Raw genomic sequence first — 19,648 nt, 5'->3', positions numbered from 1 at the left:
GTGTGCCAGCATATCTAGCACCCGGGTGTTGGTAACAGAAACTTTAAGAGATAAGAGAATTATTCTTTATTTATATAATAGAGATTTATAAGATAACTATTTCCCCCGTTCCAGCGGATTATAAGGCACATTCTTTGGGTTCTTTGTTGCATTGCCATGCTCGTCTTGTATGGTAACGGTTACATTAGGCATGCTTCCTGTGATGAATCCTACCGGATCGGCATAATATCTTTCGTGCACTTTATCGTACGCTTTGCGATTCATCGGTTCATGCTTCTTTCCGTCAAAGAGAATGGGTTTGTACGTGTGGCATTGCTCCATTCCCGTTGCAGTAAACGAATAATGTCCCTCGCTATCTTCGGCTTTCAATATCAGTCCCGGCAGTCCGCAGAGTTTCCAGGGGCCATCACTGACTGGTATATCCGCCGTAAACCATGCTGTCCACGTGCGTCCTTTGAACTGGCATTCGGCTCTCCCGCAGAGGTAGGAGAGAATGCTGTCGTTTTCAGCCAGTATTTTCCATTGCGGACGTTCTTCATTCTCTTCACAACGGAGGCGTGTCATGCCTGCCACTTCATCAAGTGTGGTTACTTTTCCTGCAGGATACCCTTTGAAGGTGCGTTCACTCAATTTGCTTCCTCCGTATTGCTTCATGTGTTCATTGATGGTCTCTTGCGAAGCCTTGTTGGCAAAGTCCACTGCCAGCACAGAATCGCACACATACTTGGTATAGCTATAAAATTTGGAAAGATTCTTGCCGACTTCCAGCATCATGGTTTCTTCCACCGCCTTTTCCGGTTTCTCAGTGTTGGGGATGCAGCGCGTTTCATATTGCACAAGAAGTTGTGCTTCGCCGATGGTATCGTTCACTACTTTAGTGCCATCAGAGACAATAATCTGTGCCTTTGCCTGCGATGCGCATAATGCTGCGAGACATACACTGAGGAAAATAATTTTTGTACTCATACGTTTCTACTTTTTTGTGGGTTCTACATTCTGGTATCAATTTCTCATGCTGCAAATCTATGCGGTTTTCGCTTCAGGAAAGGTCGAAAGTTATTACTGAAATATTATGCTACCGATAATATCTGCCTCGCGTGTACTTGTATTTGCGGGCTAACGTTTACCTTTGCCGGTACTAAAAAAAAGAAAATGATTATGGAACGACGGATTAAGATAGTATGGATGCTTTCTATCGTAGCGATGCTACTTATCACAGGCGGACAACTTTATTGGTTGCGCAACCAGTATCAGTATATGAATGACGAGCAGATTGATGACATCTATAACAGCATTTTGCAGACAGCAGGGCAATATGATTCCATCCGCGCCCCGCAACCTAAAAAGGTATTCAACAAGGCAAATATGTTCTTCTATAATCTGAATACGTATACGGATATGGAAGGTATGACTACCATCAATGAACTGATACTTGGTGCACTGAAAGGAAGAAATCTGGATAATGCGGATGCCAAATATGTGGATATTGAAAGCATCACCATACATCAAAATGATTCTGCCGATGCGCACAAGGCTGATTCCATCAAAGGGAATGCAATTAAAAAGAAGACATGGGCTAAACTGGATAGCCTGATACCCCAGGAGAGAGTGCTTTTTCTGGATTCGTTCCGGATTGCCATGCCTGATAAGGCTGTTCCCAACCTGAACTCCATTATCAATCTTTATAAGCTGGAGTTGGATGCGCCTTTTGTGTTGCAGCAATTTGACTCTTTGCTTGCCTTGCGTTTGGACTCCCATTTATTTACTACGAGATTGAAAGTTTCCAGAGATACCAGCTTCCAGTGGGATCCGGTGATGAGGCGGGAGGGCACATTGCTGAATCCATATGTTGAAGTGAGCTATCCTTATAATCCCTTGAAGCATCAGTTTGTTGTAGCTAAAGTCGAGATATCGGCACATGCTGTGTTGGTGCGTATGGGTTGGCAACTTCTGGGCAGCCTTTGTCTGATATTCTTGTTGGGGGTCTGCCTGCTGTTTCAGATAAAAACCATCTTGAAACAACGCCGTATAGACGAACTCCGGAAAAGTTTTGTGAACACCATGATACATGAACTGAAACGACCGGTGCAGGCTCTGAAGATGTGCGTTGCTTTCCTCAATGACAAGTCTTTGCGCACGGATGAGAAAGCGATGGATGAAGTAATCCATGATTCGATGTCCGAACTGGATAACCTTTCGGCTTATCTCTCGAAGTTGCGCGACATGACGCGTGCCGATGATGAACATACACAATTGTCTATTCGTACATTTAATATCAAGGAAACCCTGAAGAAACTTATCCGCCTCTACCATGTGCCCGAAGGCAAAGACGTTTCTATTGAAACCCATTTCAGTGAAGAAACCCTTGTGACGGCAGACCCGGTACATGTTTCCAATATCATCAGTAACCTGATAGAGAATGCCGTGAAGTATTCCGATACGTCCGTCCGCATAGCTGTGGATTGCCTGTTGCACGATCATCAACTGACAATTCGCGTATCCGATAATGGCATCGGCATTCCGGCTTCCGAGCAAACCCGTGTATTTGATAAGTTCTATCGTGGCAGCAATTTTCCCGACCGCTCATTGCCGGGCATCGGATTGGGATTGAGTTATGTGAAGTTGCTGGTGGAGGCGCATCACGGAGATATTTCGTTGACTAGCCAGATAGGCAAGGGAACGGAGATCGAAATTAATATTCCGCAATAAATCTGTGATAATCCGTGTAATCTGTGGTATAAAACAAATAATTATATGAAGCCTTTAAAGATACTTTTCGCCGACGATGATTTGAAGTACTCGATGTTATTGAAACGCTTTCTTGAAAAAGAAGGCTATGAAGTGACCTATGCCGGAAATGGAATAATTGCTCTTGAACAATTTCCGCTTGTAAAGCCCGATTTGGTATTACTTGACATCAATATGCCCGGTTGTAATGGCTTTGAAGTTGCCGAACGCATACGTGAAACAGACAAGCATGTCCTCATCTTCTTCCTTTCCGACCGTAGTGACAAAGCTGACCGTCTGCAAGGTTTCCAACTCCGTGCCAATGACTATCTGTCAAAGCCTTTCTATCCGGAAGAATTGATGGCTCGTATCCGTGAACGCTTCACTTTGCAACTCTCTGATACGGTGGAAGAAGAAACTTATCGCTTCGGCCAGTCCGTATTTAATTACAGCACGAATGAAATCCGCACGGGAAATAATAAGGTGCTCATCACTTCCCGCCAAGCGGATATTCTGCGGCTTCTGGCAAAGAATCTTAATCTTTCCGTAGATCGTGACTTATTATTAAACACTGCTTGGGGTAGTGTTTCTTATGCTAATTCTCTTGCTTTGAATGTACAGATAACTTATTTGCGCAAGGCACTTCGTAACGATTCGGCGGTGAAGATTGAGTCGCTGATGAAGAAAGGGTATGTGCTGAAAATAATGATATAAACTATGACATAGATCTATTGGTCGGGCACGTATCTCACAGGCTGTTTTCATATAGGTAAAATATATGCCAAAGGAGCAAGAGTCGTATTGAAAAGTTTTGTATCTTCGCCTCGTACGCCTCCGAAACATACGATTAGAAGAAACATCCTATGGGAATACAAAGCTATGAGTAAGATAAATAAACCTAGTGAGCAATGCAAATCACATTCATTATCGATAAATTCAGATAGTGAAAGTTGTCGGCAGGGAAAGTTGGCATTTGTCGACAACCGTCATAGTGTACAGTTGCAGCAAAGCATGATAAAGGCTGTTCAAAGACAAGTAATACAGCAACCACTGAGTAGAGAAGGTTATAATGATCCGGAAAGCAATGCTACGTGGGAAACTGAAAATATAGGTGGCAGTGAGGTCGGTATCGAAATGACAGCTTATCTGGCTATTAATCATATTGCTGGTGATCCACCGGGCTCCGGCGCATTAAAAGAAATATGTTCGGTGCTTCCTACAGATCCAACATTGCCAAATCAATACAAATATATAAAAGGACATCTACTGAATGACAATGTAGGTGGACCGGGGAGAGGTTTTAATCTTTTCCCTATTACTGCTGATGCAAACGACAAGCACGAGTCGGCAATCGAAGCGACGGTTAAGGATTGGGTTAATGTTAAGAAGCAATTAGTCAAATATCATGTAAAGGTGAACCATGGAGGACTTCAGGAATTCAATCCTCCCATTCCCTCATCTAAATATATTGAAAGCACATTAACTTGCACCGCAGATATTCTGAACCCTGAGGATAGATCTAGTTCCATCAATCATGTTTCTGCAACAATACATTCGAAATATGATGCTACACCGCAGGTTACGGATATAAACGAAGATCAAAATATATATGCCAATCAAACATATCCAGAGTTAACTCCGTTCTTAAGTTCACGTGTGCATGAAAAAAGTTTTGAAGAATTGTGGGCAACCTTAGGGCCCCAAGAGAGAGCAGAATACACTAGGGTAATGCAACAAAGCTATTATGAGATACAGCGACTATTGCAAATATATAAAGCTATTCCGAAGCAACCAGTCACGATGGATGGTTTATATACTATGGCAGCAAAGATAATGAAGTCTAGCGGGCTATTGGAATATTTATCACAGCCTATTAATGACCATGAGGAGAGTAACTATTACGAAATAATCAAAAAACCTATGAACATGTCTACAATCAGACGTAAATATCAGACCAATATGTATTCAAGTTTGTCCGAAATGGAAATGGATATAATCCTCTGTCTGGACAATTGCATTTTATATCATGGTCCGGATTCTATGCTGTCAAATCTTGCAAAACACGCAAAAGCAATGTTCATTAAGAAAATAAGATAATCCGCTTCTTTCACCGCAGCGATAAAATCAACTGTCTGTACTGATGGCTCGTATCCGTGAGCGCTTTACTGTGAAAATAACGAAGTAAATTATAGTTTTCCTCTATTCGAACCTTATTTGTTTCGTGCCAACTCCTTATTTTCTCCACGTAAAGGTGCCTACTTTATTTCTTCTATTTTTATTATATTTTCTAGACTGTCATAATAAACCCCGTGCCATTTACCTGTTATCTCAACTTGTTTACCGGAATCATTTCCTATAAAACGGGCACGATAAATAGCAGTAACATTACGCTTGATGACAGTAGCATTAAATTTCAGTATACTGTGTGGAGGTAACTTACTGGTATTTGTAGAATAAGAGTGAGGAGAATAGGTGTATTCTTCAAGTAAAAAGGGAACTTCAGGCCCTCCCGATGTGTGAAAGAAATCATCAAAAGGTATTTCACCAGAAGGAATACAGACCTCTATTATAGGACTTTGAACTAAAAGTTGAAAGTATTTCGGGTCATCAGAATAGAATTGGGATGTTTGCATAAAGTTTTCAACGGAGCAAACTGTTACCAGCATTTCACTATTGCTTGGGTTTTTGTAAATTTCTTCCGGTATTTCTATTTCAGTGACTTTAATTCCATCGTTATCAAACTTCCATTCTATTTCATCTAATGTGTAACTTGCGTCTTTGATTTCCTCAATGTTCTCGTTATCATCATTGCTGCATGCCGCAACACTGCAAAGTATTATTGTAAATACCCCCCTGCTTAGTAGTCTTTTAATCTGTGTCATACTTTTAATTTTTAGTTGGTCTATAAGTCTAATTTTCAAATATACGATAATTAACTGAAATAATAACTATTTGTTATGTTAAAAGTTTAGTCATACTTTGAAAGCAGACACTTTTTCTTCACTGACTGTTATTTTATCCTTATAAGCAGCATGCACAATGGCATCAATACAAACAATCACTTGCCGGTTGACCTGGAAAAATAAACAACTACCCCCTTTTTTCCGTTATTATTAATAAAACAAGTAAATATATGACAACTTTAGGTGGATGGATGAACAAAATCCTTGTAGGTTGGGGAGTAGACCCTAAGTTTGCGAATACCTTTGATGAAACCATTATTGCCGTACTGATAATAGCTATGGCTATAGGGTTGGATTATTTGTGCCAAGCTATCTTTGTGGGAGGTATGAAGCATTATACCAAGCGCTCACCCCATCGCTGGAATACCTTGCTGATGAAGCGGAAAGTAGTACCCCATCTGATACATACGTTGCCGGGAATACTGATTTACTTCCTGTTACCCTATGCTTTTGTTCATGGCTTGGAAGTGCTGGATTTAGCACAAAAGGTCTGCGCCGTGTACATTGTGGCAGCACTTGCCTTTGCTACCAATGGTTTACTGCTTGTATTTTTGGATTTCCAAAACCAGAAAGATACCAGTAAGAATCATCCAATGAAAGGTTTTATTCAGGTACTGCAAGTACTTGTTTTTTTTGTAGCAGCCATCTTTGCCGTCTCCATTCTTATAGATAAATCGCCCGCTACGCTCTTTGCCGGATTGGGTGCTTCGGCGGCGGTGCTGATGTTGGTTTTCAAAGACAGTATTTTGGGATTCGTGGCTGGCATACAGCTTTCTGCCAATGAGATGCTGCGTATCGGTGACTGGATTGCTTTGCCCAATGGGGGAGCGAATGGTATCGTCAAAGAGATTACCCTCAATACGGTGAAGATACAAAACTGGGATAACACAATATCTACCATTCCGCCTTATACCTTAGTGAACGGGTCTTTTCAGAACTGGCGCGGCATGCAGGAGAGTGGCGGCCGTCGTGTGGATAAGAATATCTATCTCGACATGACCACATTGAAGTTCTGCACTCCTGAGATGTTGGATGCCATTCGAAAGGAAGTGCCTTTGATGGCGGACTATCAGCCGGCGGAAGGAGAGGTGCCTACTAATGCACAACTCTACCGTGTTTACATCGAACGCTATCTTTGTAGCCTACCTGTTGTAAATCAGGATCTGGACTTGATTATCAGTCAGAAGGAAATGACAACTTACGGAGTTCCTATTCAGGTTTATTTCTTTTCCCGGAATAAGGTGTGGAAAGAATATGAGCGTATTCAGTCTGATATATTCGACCATTTGCTGGTAATGGTACAGAAGTTTGATTTGAAATTGTATCAGTATTCGGATTAATAAATGAGCCGGAAATCTGCCCATACAGGTAGGTGATCGCTGTAACCATCCTGGTACTTCATTCCGTAGTAAGTGCGGAATGGCTTTACATCGCCATACTTTTTATCATCCGTCAATAGGAAAGAAGGACGAAAAATATCGGCTTTGCTTTCACAGGTACAAAAGTCTGCATCCGGCTGGAGAAGCGTGCCGGAGACAATGATATGGTCCAATAAACCCCATTCGCCCTGATATTTATAACTACCGAAACCTTTTTGTGTAGCGGCCTTACGGGCAAGTAAGTGATAAAATCTTTGTGGTTGCAGACTGTTTTTGTTTTGAGGTGGCGCTTCTGCCGAGACTATTTTGCTGACCGATGCATTATCGGGATAATCGTTAAAGTCTCCCATGATAAGAATTTGCGGATGATACCGATGGAGATAGACGCTGTCTGCCGCAGCTTTCAACTGCCGGGCAGCATGCAGACGGTAAGGTTCGCTTTCTTTGGCACCTCCTGAACGGGACGGAAGATGAACTACAAAAACATCCAGTGTATCGTGGTTTAATAACATCCCATAAACGTGTAGTATATCCCGTGTAGGGCGAAATTTCTTTTTACCGGATGTATGAGGTATGGGGATTCCCTGATAGGAAATCAGTTTGAAACGGTCCCGTTGGTAAAGCAATGCCACATCGATTCCTCGCTGATCGGGTGAGTTAGTCATCACATAGCGATATCCGGCTTCCCGAAGAACCGAGTGCTGAGTCAGGTCGCGTAATACACTGTCATTTTCCACTTCACAGAGGGCAACAAGTGCTGGTGGAGTCCAACCGCCTGCGGCTGTGATGGTGCGGGCTATGTTATCCAGCTTCTTTTTATATTTTGTATAATTCCAGTGGCGTACTGCGTCAGGTAGGAATTCATAGTCATTTTTTAGCGTATCGTGGCGGCAGTCGAATAAGTTTTCAACATTATAACTGACAACGCGAAAAGAGAGGGTGTCCTTTTTCGTTTGTCCGCAAAGAAAGAAAAAAGGAGCGAACAGAAATGAAAAAGTAATATATAATTTAATGTTCATTGAGAGTTGTTTTTTAGTATGATGCCAAGATCATAGATTCATAACATCCTGCATCCGGTGCTGCATCCTGTAGGCGGGAGTGTCCATTTCTGTCAATTGGGTAGGTGTTTGCATCCTCTTTTCTTCCCCAATTAATGGCTTTGGATTTTTCACCAAGATTAAAATTGTATTCCTGTGTACGGTTATCCATCAGCATGAAATTATCATCCTTTTCCCAAATAACATTGACTATCTTGTCATTCTCTTCTTCTATCGAGTTGATGAGGCAGTGTGAGAAGTAATAATTGAAAGCTATATTCTCATTTTTAGAGCGTCCTCCGTTAATTTCGTCTGTGCCCGAACCCGCAATAATACAATTACGGAAAATAGCCGATGAAAGCGGATATGCAGTGTCATCCTGTTCATTCCGCACTTGCAATGCCGCCCCTTTCCGTACATTCCAACTAAAGTAATTTGCCAGTGTACAGTGGGTAAATGTATAATCTCCCCCTAACAGACTGACGCAGCTTTCTCCCGCATTACTAATCTCACTGTTTCCTACCGCTACCTGACACGACGTCAACTCCAGTCCATTGCCCGATACTTGCCGTATGATAGAGGATTCCAATGTCAGTTTCCTGCGGTCTGTTATCGAAGAATCGCAACGAATGCCGAAACTACCACCGTGAATATCCGCATAGACCAGATGATTTTCATAACTGGTTTTGTAAAAACGTAAGCCTCCCCATTGTCCCGGTAACCGGTCATAAGGAAGATAGGGGAACATCCGGTCTGTACGATCTCCCCGGAAAACAACCGGAGCGGAAAGGGTACCTTCTACTGACAGGCGTCCGTGTACCTGCATTCCTGCCTTGCCGTGGAAATACAAACGGGTGCCTGCTGCAAGTGTTAAGTGTGCATCCGGAGCAACACTGATACTGTCATAAATCAGTATCGGACGTTGGGATGTAATCAAGGTATCTTTTTCAATTACTTTTCCCCGGAAAGTAAAAGCATCTTGTGCGTATGCTTGCAATTTTACTTCTTGCCGGATGCCATTCAGTTGAAAAAGAATAGAGTCTTTTATGAATCTGATGTCGGCATTGTCTTGCTGAGGCAGGGTCGCTTCTACAAAAATATACAAGCTGTCTTCGCCTGCAATTTCTATATCGGAGAATTGATTTCCCTTTATGCCATCCACATTGATGCGAAAACCAGATTTTCCGGCATCGGCAAGAATTATGGAAGATATTAACAATGCTTTCTTATTCGGGTTGTATACTTTCAGTTGACGGGTGGATGTGGGAATGCCAGCGAGAACAGTATCCATGCATAGCGTATCCTGCGAGAAGCAAAGTGTATGCTTCGGGTCGGATGAATAATCGTCCATGTCGTCACAAGCGTTGAAGGACAACAGGAAGAATATAGGGAATAGATATATGAGGCGCAGGGCTTTTAATCTCATGCCGTTATCGGGTTTTTACTAAATAACGGGGGGGGAGGGTTTTTATTATATGATTTAAAATGAAATCTAAAGGAATAATTAAATATTTGCTAAGTGCTTAATATATAGATGGATATGATTGGCGGGCGATTTTTATAATATCAAAAGTTGGCTTAACTTGGAAGATTTTTGAATGCTTTTGTTTTAATAATAAACCGCTGGATAACAGTGAATTGCTTCTGTAAAATAGGGGTGGATAAAAAACGTTCGTTTAATGTGCACAAAGATAAAGGGTATTTTTGAGATGAACAAGATGTTTAATAAAAATATTTGCTTTTAAAGCTATTTTTATAAGTATATTATTGATTATCAGTATTGTATTATTGGTGATAAATATATTTAATATCTTTTCCTTTTTATAGTTTTTGGCATCTGAACTTTGTGTTCAACATAGTGCACATTAAACGAACGATTAAAAGACATTATAGCTCCATTAATCTCTTCGTTAATCTCTTTTTCACATAACTGTTTCACTGCTTTTTGACCGTGATGGCGAAACGCTTTGAGATAATATGAATGCAACATAAGTTCTTAAAAATAACTGCATTACATAAATTAATCGGTAAGTATTTCACTACTCCGGTGTCCCCAAAGAATATTCTGACGTGAACATCACTTCACATTCTCCGCATCTTCACTGGTTTGCAGTGCGTGTCACCTATAGCCGTGAGTTAGCTTTGAAAGCTTTTCTCGACGAGGAAAAGATTGAGAATTTCATACCCATGCGTCGCGATTATATTGTGAAAAAGGGTCGTCGCATTCGTAGGCTTGTTCCTGCCGTGCATAATCTTGTTTTCATTCGCTCTACTCGCAAGCGTATCGATGCCTTAAAGGACAAAGCCGGTATGAATATCCCCATGCGCTATATCATGGATCGCGAACAGCGTCTCCCCATTGTCATTCCCGACAGTCAGATGCGCAGCTTCATTCTTGTTGCTGGTACCTATGAGGAATCGATTGTTTATGTGGAACCAGCCGAACTTCAACTGATAAAAGGTCAGAAAGTGCGCGTTATAGGCGGTGTTTTCGAAGGAGCTGTGGGGGAGTTCGTTCGTATTCGTCGCGACCGTCGTGTAGTTGTGAATATTGAAGGGGTTATGGCTGTTGCCACAACGTTTATTCACTCTTCACTGGTAGAGCCTATAGCCGACTAATTTCAGTGTTATAAATCATAAATCATAATTAAATATATGAGTGATCAAGTTTCATCCTTATTTTCCCTGGCTCACAGTCTTCTCACTCTGGGGCAGGATGACCGTCCGATTTATGTCGATGATTTCACCCGTCTGAATCGTGATGTTTATGAATCAGCCCTGAACTCGTATGGAAAGCATGGCTCTACTCCTGAAGCTGAAGCTGAGTTGTGTTTAGGTCTTTTGGTGGCCTTCAATGCCACAATGTATGATAATGGGCATAAACAGGAATATATTCAGAAGGTTCTGGATCGTAGTTTTGCAGTGCTTCCCACACTAAAGCCTTCGCTCCTGAAAGTCCGTCTGCTGACTTATTGTTATGGTGAAGTATATGAAGAAAAATTGGCTGAGGAAGCACATGCCATAATTTCAACTTGGGAAACATCCCGATTGAATTTGGAGCAAGTGGAGATAATTGAGGAATTGCAATATATTGAGGAGAATCCTTATCCTTTTGAGGAAGTTGATTTATTATAAAGATGTTCTCTGGGAATAAAAGTCTGTCGTAAAATATGATTGATGCTACAGATAAAATGATGTGTTGCGGTTGCAATGCATGTGGTGCTGTATGTGCTCATGATGCGATTATTTTTAAAACGGATATTGAAGATTTTTGGTATCCAGAAGTAGACAAGGACAGGTATGCAATAATGGCGAAAACATATACAAGCAAGGGGGCTATCTTGGAGGGCGTTAAAATAGGGCGCTAGCTGATTATTAAAATAATGCTGAATGTCTGTATCCGATAACAACAAGCGCATAGCAAAGAATACCTTTTTTCTTTACATCCGGCAATTGTTGGTAATGGCGGTAGGTTTGTACACGGTTCGTGTAATACTTGCTGCATTGGGCGAAGAGGATTATGGTATTTACAATGTGGTAGGTGGATTCGTGGCCATGTTTAGTATCTTATCCGGTGCCTTATCTGTAGCCATCAGCCGTTTTATAACTTATGAGATGGGGCAGCCGGATGTCACTACTTTCCGTTTGCAACGGATTTTCTCCTCTTCGCTTGTCATACAGGTTGTTATAGGGCTAATTATTTCTTTGTTGATAGCCACGTTTGGAGTATGGTTTGTTGAGAATAAGATGGTGATACCTTCCGAGCGCTTGGACGTTGCACTCTACGTGCTATTATTCTCCACGTTGAGTTTCTTTATCAATTTACTCAGTGTCCCTTACAATGCATTGATTATTGCCCGTGAGCAGATGAAGGCATTTGCTTATATCAGTATTCTGGAGGTCGTTTTAAAGTTGTTAGTGGCTTATTTGCTCATGATTACATCATCAGACAAATTAATGCTTTATGCTTTTTGTATGGTAGTGGTTTCTTTGATTGTTCGTAGTGTTTATACTATTTATTGCAAACGCAATTTTGAAGAGTGCCGTTTTGTGCGAGGATTCGACAAGAAACTGCTTTCCAAGATGTTTGCATTTTCCGGTTGGGCATTTTTAGGCAATGGTGTTGTTGTTTTGAAAGAGCAAGGAAGTAGCGTACTTTTAAACCTGTTCGGCGGACCGGCTGTGAATGCTGCGCAGGGAATTGCGATGCAAGTGAATGCCGCCGTGTATAGTTTCGTTTCCAATTTCATGATTGCATCTAACCCACAAATCACTAAGAACTGTGCAGCCGGAGATTTGAATTCTATGCACTCCCTTATAATCCGGAGTGAGAAGTACGGTTTTTGCATCTTGTTGATAATCCTTCTTCCACTTTGTGCCGGCATTAATTATGTACTGAGGTTATGGCTCGTTGATGTCCCTGCTCACACGACAAGCTTCATCGTGCTTATTCTTTTGTATTCGCTTATTGAATGTTTCGTAAGTCCACTTACTACAGGCGTTTTGGCACAGGGGAAAATTAAATCTTTCGAGATAGCACTGACCTTTATCTATTTGGGGAATTTCATCTCTTCGTATATCTGCTTGAAGATTGGTATGGCTGTCGAATCGGTTTTCGTGCTCAATATCATATTTAAGTTTTTCGTGCTTGTGGCACTGCTTTTGCACTCGCGTTCGAAATATTCTTTTCCCATCGCCCGCTTTTTTAGGGAGTGCTTATTGCCGTCATTGTTAGTATTCCTTGTTTCTGCACTTTTCGTTTATGTCTTGCCCGGAAAGGATACTCCGTCTTTGGGTATTTTTGTCGTGAGAACTCTGGCGATAGCGACTTTTACTTGCGTGGCTGTATTCGTGATCGGTATGGCGAAGAGGGAGCGGCTTTATGTGAAAAAACTCCTGAAGGAAAAAGTTTGTAGTAAGATTTGATATCGTCATTTACGATAAAAAATAAAATATATTAGGAGAAACAGATTATGACTAAAACAATTGAAATTACGAAAATTGTCGCAGTGGATGACATTATCAAGTACGAAATACATGACCATACGGGATTACACCTCTTAAAAAATGAGAAGGTTGAGGCGTGGGTGAAATATTATAATGCGGAAAGCTTCGGCTTCTCTCCGGAAGGTCTTCCTGAATCAATACTGGCAATACCCGTTACACTTTACCTGATACCTGTGACATGGTTTTATGGTGTGAAACTTGTCGTGCCTTCAATAGACAAGACGCTTTACGATGACCTTTCCACAATTTATGCCGCTTATTCTAAAATTTATGGTCCTTTCAAAGAAGAATGGCGTGGCAAAGTGACGGCTAAAACCGTCGTAGAGAATAAAATGCCCGAAAGCCGTTTCGACAATATTGTCTTTTTTTCGGGAGGTGTTGATGCACTACATGCGGGGATAGACAATCTTGGAAAGAGAAGTGTTCTTGTGAGTGTGCCAAGTATAGAGAGCGTGGAAAAGACTAAAAAAGAAAATTCAGGGTGGGATTTTCTTAATGCCAAGTCACAGCTTATACGTGAGTTTTCCGCCATTTCAGAAAGTGATTGGCTTTTGATCACAAACAATTTCCTTGTGAATATTTTCGATGATGCGAGGATACAGTACGACTTGAAGAATTCCTTTAATCTCAACAGCGAGGCATTTCTTTTTGATGGATGGTTTGGCATAAAATACTTGAATAATATTCTTTCTGCTGCACCTTTCGCTTATGCCATGGGCATAAGTAACCTGATATTGGGTTCTGCATTTGAGCAGTTGGAGGATAATCTCGCTAGTAATTTGGATGGCGCGAATCCGGAATTGTCGGATTCCATTAGGTTCGCTGGCGTCTTTTTCGGGGAGCAGGATGGGCTTTATACGCGTCGTTCCCGAAAGGTGAAGAATATCTTGGAGTGGTGCATTGCACGTGGTAAAAAGACAAGGCTATGGACTTGCTTCGCTGACAGCACTGAGCAGTGCTGTGTATGTACCAAGTGCGTGAGGACGCAGCTTAATATACTGTGTGCGGGCGAAAACCCTGTGGATTGGGGGTTTGCAAACTTCAATGAAAAGAACTTTTCGCGCCTTGTACGTTCCTATTGCTATCATGATCGGAACTTGTGTTGGCTTTGGGACATTGTGGATTCAATCGATGATTCTACAATTTATCCATGCTGTGATAAGTTACTGCACTGGCTCAAGAAGGTAGGGTATAAGAGATATTCCAAGAGGGCTCGGTTCGTTAGCAATGTGCCGAGAATTCTCAAACTTCACAGATATCCGCATTATGTGAAGGTTGTACTCCTGAAAGTTACAGGGAAAGGGCACATGTGAAACTGTTCAATGAGTTTATGTGGGGTTACAGTTGTACAATAAATATTCTATATCCATAGACAATAAATATGGCCGTGAAGACTTTTCTGAAGAGAAACATTAGGCGAATGATGAACTTATTTGCTCCAATGACTGTGGCTAATATTACGGAATTAGCTCCGAACGAATTGTTGAGAGGACGCTTTGCATTGGTGACAGGGGGGACAAGCGGCATTGGTTTTGCCATTGCCGAAGCTTTCCTGAAGGCTGGTGCTTCAGTGGCCATAACGAGCCGTCGTGCTATGAGTGCCACTGAAGCCGTTACGAAGTTACGGCAGGTATGTGGTGTGGACGAGTGTCGAATCTTAGGCTTTGAGATGGACAATTCCAAGGTTACACAGTTGCATGAGAATTTGCGACGAATAACGCAGGCATTGGGTAAAATCGATATACTCGTGAATAATGCCGGAGTACTCGGTGCCGACTCAGAGGAACAGTGCTATGACATTGTACTCGATACCAATCTTAAAGGTGTTTTCTACCTCAGTCGAGAAGTGGCACGCTACATGAAGGACAACAACATACGTGGCAATATATTGAACATAGCATCATCATCAAGTTTGCGACCAGCTACTTCGGCTTACGCCTTAAGCAAGTGGGGAGTACGAGGATTGACTCTTGGTTTAGCGAAGTCCCTTGCTCCATACGGGATAGTGGTCAATGGTATAGCTCCGGGGCCGACTGCTACGTCGATGCTGCTGGGCGATGATACGGATAATATCGCTCGTTCCCGAATTTCTTCCGGACGTTTTGCTATGCCGTGCGAAATAGCCAATATGGCAGTCGTGTTGGTGAGCGATATGGGACGTACTATTGTTGGTGACATCGTTTATATGACTGGTGGAGCAGGAGTCGTGACGTTCGATGACGTAGATTATTCATTTTAAAATCCAATGTAGTATATGGACGGAAAATATTATAGCAATGAACGCAGCATACAAATACTTATTTCTTTGCTGAAACAGCACGGTATAAAAAAATGCGTGCTTTCTCCAGGAGCAACAAACATAACGTTTGTTGCAAGTCTTCAGCAGGATAGTTATTTTGAACTTTATTCATCCGTAGATGAACGTAGTGCTGCATATATTGCCTGCGGCTTGGCAGCAGAATCGGGCGAACCAGTTGTGTTAAGTTGTACGGGTGCAACAGCTTCTCGTAACTATTTGCCGGGACTCACAGAGGCTTATTACCGCAAATTGCCTGTGTTAGCTGTGACCAGTACGCAAGATATCACCCGGATAGGTCATCACATCGCCCAAGTTATTGATCGCCGTCAAATGCAAAATGATGTAGCATTACTAAGTGAATATATTCCTGCTACTTGTAACGATAGGGATGAATGGAGTAATACGGTGAAAATAAATCGTGCTTTACTGGAACTTCATCACCGTGGAGGAGGACCTGTTCATTTAAATTTAGAAACAACTTATAGCTGTGATTATTCGGTGAGAGAATTACCAAAGGCACACATGATTAAGCGCATCTGTGCAAGTGATGAATACCCTGAATTGTTCGAAGGTCGGATTGCCGTTTTCATTGGTTCTCACCAAAAATTTACAGAGGCTGAAACTGTTGCACTTGATGCATTTTGCGGAACATACGATGCGGTGGTGTTCTGTGATCATACAAGTGGATATAAGGGCAAATATCGTGTACCTATTTCTATTCTTTCTTCTCAGGAAAAAGCTTATTGCAGTTTGATTGATATTGATTTGTTGGTACATATAGGTGAAATCTCCGGAGGATATATCGCTATGCGTCCCAAGGTTGTTTGGCGTGTCAATCCGGATGGAGAGTTACGGGATACTTATCATAAACTGACCTGTGTGTTCGAAATGAAAGAACAGACATTTTTCGAACATTATGTCAATAATCCGTCCACTGTACATCACACATATCTGGATACTTGCATGAATGAGTTGAAGGCTACATGGGCAAAAGTTCCTGATACACTTCCTTTTTCTAATGTTTGGATTGCTCAGCAGACAGCGTGTCGAATTCCAGAAAACAGTGTACTTTTTCTCGGCATTCTTAATACATTGCGTACATGGAATTATTTTGATATTCCTGATACGGTGTATGGCTATGCCAATACAGGAGGATTCGGCATTGACGGTTATATATCTTCGTTCATAGGGGCTTCATTGGCGCATCCTGATAAGTTGTATTTCTGTGTAGCAGGTGATCTTGCTTTCTTCTATGACATGAATGTGGTTGGTAACCGGCATGTAGGTCGAAATATTCGTATACTATTGGTGAATAATGGTAAAGGCACAGAATTTCGTAATTACATACATTCTGGCTCGGCTTTTGGAGAAGAAGCAGACAAATTTATAGCGGCAGGGGGGCACTATGGTAATAAGTCTCACTGTTTGGTAAAGCATTATGCCGAGGATTTGGGATATGAATATTTATCGGCTGATAGCAAGGAAGAGTATTTGAAGAATCTTGAGCGTTTCCTTACCCCTGATGTGACGGAACATCCGATGTTGTTTGAGGTGTTCACTGATAATGAGAATGAGAGTGAGGCTATAAGAATAATAAATAACCTGAATGTATCGGCCACAGGAGTGTTGAAGAATACGGTGAAAAGTATAGTGGGCGAAAGAGGAAAAGAAGTTATCAAGAAAATGCTAGGAAAGTGAAAGAACGGGCAGCATGGTTTGAGGTTTTACGTGGTGTAGTTATTCTTAATGTTTGCTCGTAAAATGTGCCTTTTGCTACTTATAAGTGATTTATGCATGATTATAAATAATAGTTCAATCTAAAGAAAGATGTTATTTAATTCTTTTGAGTTTTTGTTCTTTTTACCGATAGTCTTCTTGTTCTATTGGTTTGTATTTAAACGATTGAAGTGGCAGAACCTTTTTCTGGTAATTGCCAGTTACGTGTTCTATGGTTGGTGGGATTGGCGTTTTTTGATACTTATCGCCCTTACCACGTTTTTTAGTTATATCAGTGGGCGGCTCATTGTTCAGTATGAAGGACGACGAAAGATTCAGAAAGCTGTCAGTGGTACCAACATCATACTAAATCTTTCTATTCTTGGTGTATTCAAATACTACAACTTTTTTGCGGAAAATTTTGCTGTTCTGTTCCGCAATATAGGTTGGCAAGTGGATTGGGTGACGTTAGATATCCTTTTACCCGTGGGTATCAGTTTCTATACATTTCAGGCATTGAGCTACAGCATTGATGTTTATCAAAAGAAACTACCGGTTTGTAAGGATATTATTTCCTTTTTTGCTTATATCAGCTTCTTTCCGCAGTTGGTGGCTGGACCGATTGAACGTGCCACAAACCTGTTGCCACAGTTCTACAAGTCGCGCACATTCGACTATGCACAAGCCGTAGATGGCTGTCGGCAAATGCTTTGGGGATTCTTCAAGAAAATAGTAGTGGCGGACAATTGTGCCGAAGCTGCCAATGTGATTTGGGGAGACTATTCCAATAAATCCGGATTCACACTACTGTTGGGTGGATTATTTTTTACATTTCAGATTTATGGTGACTTCTCCGGTTATTCGGATATTGCTATTGGCACGGCGCGTCTGTTTGGCATCAATCTGATGCGTAATTTCAATTTTCCTTATTTCTCACGTGACATTGCAGAGTTTTGGCGTCGTTGGCATATCTCACTGACTACCTGGTTTCGTGATTACATTTACATACCTCTTGGTGGTAGTCGTTGTGTACGTTGGAAAGTAATGAGAAATACACTAATTATTTTCCTTGTCAGTGGGTTTTGGCATGGTGCAAACTGGACGTTTATTACTTGGGGAGCTTATCATGCACTGCTTTTCTTCCCACTTATGCTTTGGGGAAAGAACCGGAAATATACAAACAGTGTAGCTGCCGGACGATTCTTGCCTTCTGTGAAAGAGTTTGGTCAGATGCTTTTCACTTTCTTGCTTGCATTGATTGGTTGGATTATTTTTCGGGCAGAGAATATAGGTCAGGCATGGGATTATCTTGGTAGAATGTGTTCATCATCACTACTGGATATTTCCATACGATGGGGAAAGTCAGCCTTGCTTTATATAGTACTTCTTGTCATCGTAGAGTGGTTTCAACGTGACAAGCAACACGCATTGCAGATTACTGGGAAGGGAATATTACTTTATACTCCAGTGAGATGGATAATCTATTTTACGATTATACTATTTATTCTCCTTTTTGCAGGTGGCCAAACTGATTTTATTTATTTTCAATTCTAACTAAATAATGAAGCAATTTATGAAGCGAGGGGCGCTGTTTACGTTACTCCTCTTGTTAGTCTGTGCGGGGATAGAACTGTATTTATTGACTGTTCTGAATGAATACTCCTACAAAAAACAATATGTAGAACAACATAGCGAAGATATACAATTACTTATTTTAGGCCATTCTCATGTCGCAAACGGCATAAATCCTAAACTTTTAGATATTGGAGCCTTCAATATGTCAAATCAAGGCAGGACTACTTACTATGATGCGGTTTTGGCAGAACGTTACATTCCTCAACTGAAGAATCTTCAATACGTAATATGGCCTTTAGGATATAATTTTCAATATTCAAGCTATCGTTATCCATGCATTCATCGTAAAGATGTAGACTATGCATCTTCTTATAAATGTATGTATGAGAAGTATATGAATATCCCTTACGACATTTCGGGCATTTATTGGTCGGAACTGCTTCATTCAAAATTGAATTATGGGCGAAGGATGTTCTCTTCTTCGAAAAACTTTTTTGCAAGTGGAATTTGCGATACATTAGGTTTTGAAGGTTTGGATATAGCAAAGCGCAATTTGACTTGGCAAACAGAAAAATTACCTTTTGAAGTTGATTATAAGAATTCGAATGCTGACCTTGCCTTAGCTGAGAATTTATCGTGTATGAAAAGAATAGCTAAGGTTTGCAAAGATACTCATGTGACACTAATAGTGGTTTCCACTCCTTGTTATAAAACATATCTGGAGTTAACAACTCCCAAAGGATTAAAAGAAATGCAAGATTGCATAGATTCCATGAAATCAGTGAATCCAATGTTGGAATACTATAATTACATCAATGATGATCGTTTTGTGGAAGAGGATTTTTTTAATTCCTGCCACCTTTCTATTGTTGGAGCTAATAAATTCACGCGTATCATTGCTACAGAGTGTTTGCAGCGTTGATTACTATGTTAATTAAGATTGGA

Annotated in this window: 16 protein-coding genes and 1 pseudogene; 13 read left to right on the top strand and 4 right to left on the bottom strand. The window is 41.2% G+C overall.

Annotated elements, in window-relative coordinates; genetic code table 11:
• Positions 1–96: 96 nt before the first annotated feature.
• On the bottom strand, positions 97–966 hold the full coding sequence (locus HMPREF9447_RS19225) for a GLPGLI family protein (RefSeq protein WP_009131448.1): 870 nt from the start codon (positions 964–966) through the stop codon (positions 97–99).
• Positions 967–1,158: 192 nt separating this feature from the next.
• On the opposite strand from HMPREF9447_RS19225, the gene HMPREF9447_RS19220 reads away from it, so the two are divergent.
• The 3 genes from HMPREF9447_RS19220 to HMPREF9447_RS19210 all read left to right on the top strand — a co-directional run bounded on the left by HMPREF9447_RS19220 (position 1,159) and on the right by HMPREF9447_RS19210 (position 4,824).
• The gene (locus HMPREF9447_RS19220) at positions 1,159–2,709 is read left to right on the top strand and encodes a sensor histidine kinase (protein WP_044138466.1); all 1,551 of its coding nucleotides are present in this window, start codon (positions 1,159–1,161) and stop codon (positions 2,707–2,709) included.
• Between the two features lie 45 nt (positions 2,710–2,754).
• Positions 2,755–3,441: a response regulator transcription factor gene (locus tag HMPREF9447_RS19215; RefSeq protein ID WP_009131446.1), complete on the top strand. Its 687-nt coding sequence runs from the start codon at positions 2,755–2,757 to the stop codon at positions 3,439–3,441.
• Positions 3,442–3,606: 165 nt separating this feature from the next.
• Complete coding sequence (locus HMPREF9447_RS19210; RefSeq protein WP_009131445.1) at positions 3,607–4,824, top strand: bromodomain-containing protein; 1,218 nt, start codon at positions 3,607–3,609, stop codon at positions 4,822–4,824.
• A 158-nt stretch (positions 4,825–4,982) separates the two neighbouring features.
• On the opposite strand, the gene HMPREF9447_RS19205 is transcribed toward HMPREF9447_RS19210, so the two are convergent.
• Positions 4,983–5,609, bottom strand: coding sequence for a hypothetical protein (locus HMPREF9447_RS19205; RefSeq protein ID WP_009131444.1), 627 nt, complete (start codon positions 5,607–5,609; stop codon positions 4,983–4,985).
• 251 nt (positions 5,610–5,860) lie between these two features.
• Between HMPREF9447_RS19205 and HMPREF9447_RS19200 the strand changes: the two genes are divergently transcribed.
• The gene (locus tag HMPREF9447_RS19200) at positions 5,861–7,030 is read left to right on the top strand and encodes a mechanosensitive ion channel family protein (RefSeq protein WP_009131443.1); all 1,170 of its coding nucleotides are present in this window, start codon (positions 5,861–5,863) and stop codon (positions 7,028–7,030) included.
• Here the strand turns inward: HMPREF9447_RS19200 and HMPREF9447_RS19195 are convergent.
• Positions 7,027–8,088 carry an endonuclease/exonuclease/phosphatase family protein gene (locus tag HMPREF9447_RS19195; RefSeq protein ID WP_009131442.1) on the bottom strand — a complete coding sequence of 354 codons (1,062 nt, stop codon included), beginning with the start codon at positions 8,086–8,088 and terminating at the stop codon, positions 7,027–7,029. The genes HMPREF9447_RS19200 and HMPREF9447_RS19195 overlap by 4 nt on opposite strands.
• A gap of 13 nt (positions 8,089–8,101) precedes the next feature.
• On the bottom strand, positions 8,102–9,532 hold the full coding sequence (locus HMPREF9447_RS19190; protein ID WP_009131441.1) for a hypothetical protein: 1,431 nt from the start codon (positions 9,530–9,532) through the stop codon (positions 8,102–8,104).
• A 644-nt stretch (positions 9,533–10,176) separates the two neighbouring features.
• On the opposite strand from HMPREF9447_RS19190, the gene HMPREF9447_RS19180 reads away from it, so the two are divergent.
• From HMPREF9447_RS19180 to HMPREF9447_RS19140, 9 genes and pseudogenes are all read left to right on the top strand, one after another.
• Positions 10,177–10,725, top strand: coding sequence for a UpxY family transcription antiterminator (locus HMPREF9447_RS19180; RefSeq protein WP_009131440.1), 549 nt, complete (start codon positions 10,177–10,179; stop codon positions 10,723–10,725).
• Positions 10,726–10,761: 36 nt separating this feature from the next.
• A complete protein-coding gene (locus HMPREF9447_RS19175) occupies positions 10,762–11,241 on the top strand; it encodes a UpxZ family transcription anti-terminator antagonist (protein WP_009131439.1) in 480 nt (159 codons plus the stop codon).
• Positions 11,242–11,276: 35 nt separating this feature from the next.
• Positions 11,277–11,405 (top strand): annotated as a pseudogene (locus HMPREF9447_RS19170) (Coenzyme F420 hydrogenase/dehydrogenase, beta subunit C-terminal domain); the annotation flags it as partial.
• Positions 11,406–11,496: 91 nt separating this feature from the next.
• The gene (locus HMPREF9447_RS19165) at positions 11,497–13,032 is read left to right on the top strand and encodes an oligosaccharide flippase family protein (protein ID WP_009131437.1); all 1,536 of its coding nucleotides are present in this window, start codon (positions 11,497–11,499) and stop codon (positions 13,030–13,032) included.
• Positions 13,033–13,079: 47 nt separating this feature from the next.
• On the top strand, positions 13,080–14,426 hold the full coding sequence (locus HMPREF9447_RS19160) for a hypothetical protein (protein ID WP_009131436.1): 1,347 nt from the start codon (positions 13,080–13,082) through the stop codon (positions 14,424–14,426).
• Positions 14,427–14,494: 68 nt separating this feature from the next.
• The gene (locus HMPREF9447_RS19155; RefSeq protein ID WP_052315214.1) at positions 14,495–15,352 is read left to right on the top strand and encodes an SDR family NAD(P)-dependent oxidoreductase; all 858 of its coding nucleotides are present in this window, start codon (positions 14,495–14,497) and stop codon (positions 15,350–15,352) included.
• Between the two features lie 15 nt (positions 15,353–15,367).
• Positions 15,368–17,110 (top strand): thiamine pyrophosphate-binding protein, encoded by a 1,743-nt coding sequence (locus HMPREF9447_RS19150; RefSeq protein WP_009131434.1) that lies wholly within the window; start codon positions 15,368–15,370, stop codon positions 17,108–17,110.
• A gap of 129 nt (positions 17,111–17,239) precedes the next feature.
• Entirely contained in the window at positions 17,240–18,682 is a 1,443-nt protein-coding gene (locus HMPREF9447_RS19145) for an MBOAT family O-acyltransferase (RefSeq protein WP_009131433.1), read from the top strand.
• 19 nt (positions 18,683–18,701) lie between these two features.
• Complete coding sequence (locus tag HMPREF9447_RS19140; protein ID WP_009131432.1) at positions 18,702–19,625, top strand: hypothetical protein; 924 nt, start codon at positions 18,702–18,704, stop codon at positions 19,623–19,625.
• Positions 19,626–19,648: the final 23 nt, after the last annotated feature.

The organism is Bacteroides oleiciplenus YIT 12058, assembly GCF_000315485.1.
Taxonomy (GTDB): domain Bacteria; phylum Bacteroidota; class Bacteroidia; order Bacteroidales; family Bacteroidaceae; genus Bacteroides; species Bacteroides oleiciplenus.
Note: the sequence above shows the minus strand (reverse complement) of the source record. Positions and strands in the feature narration are given on the sequence as shown.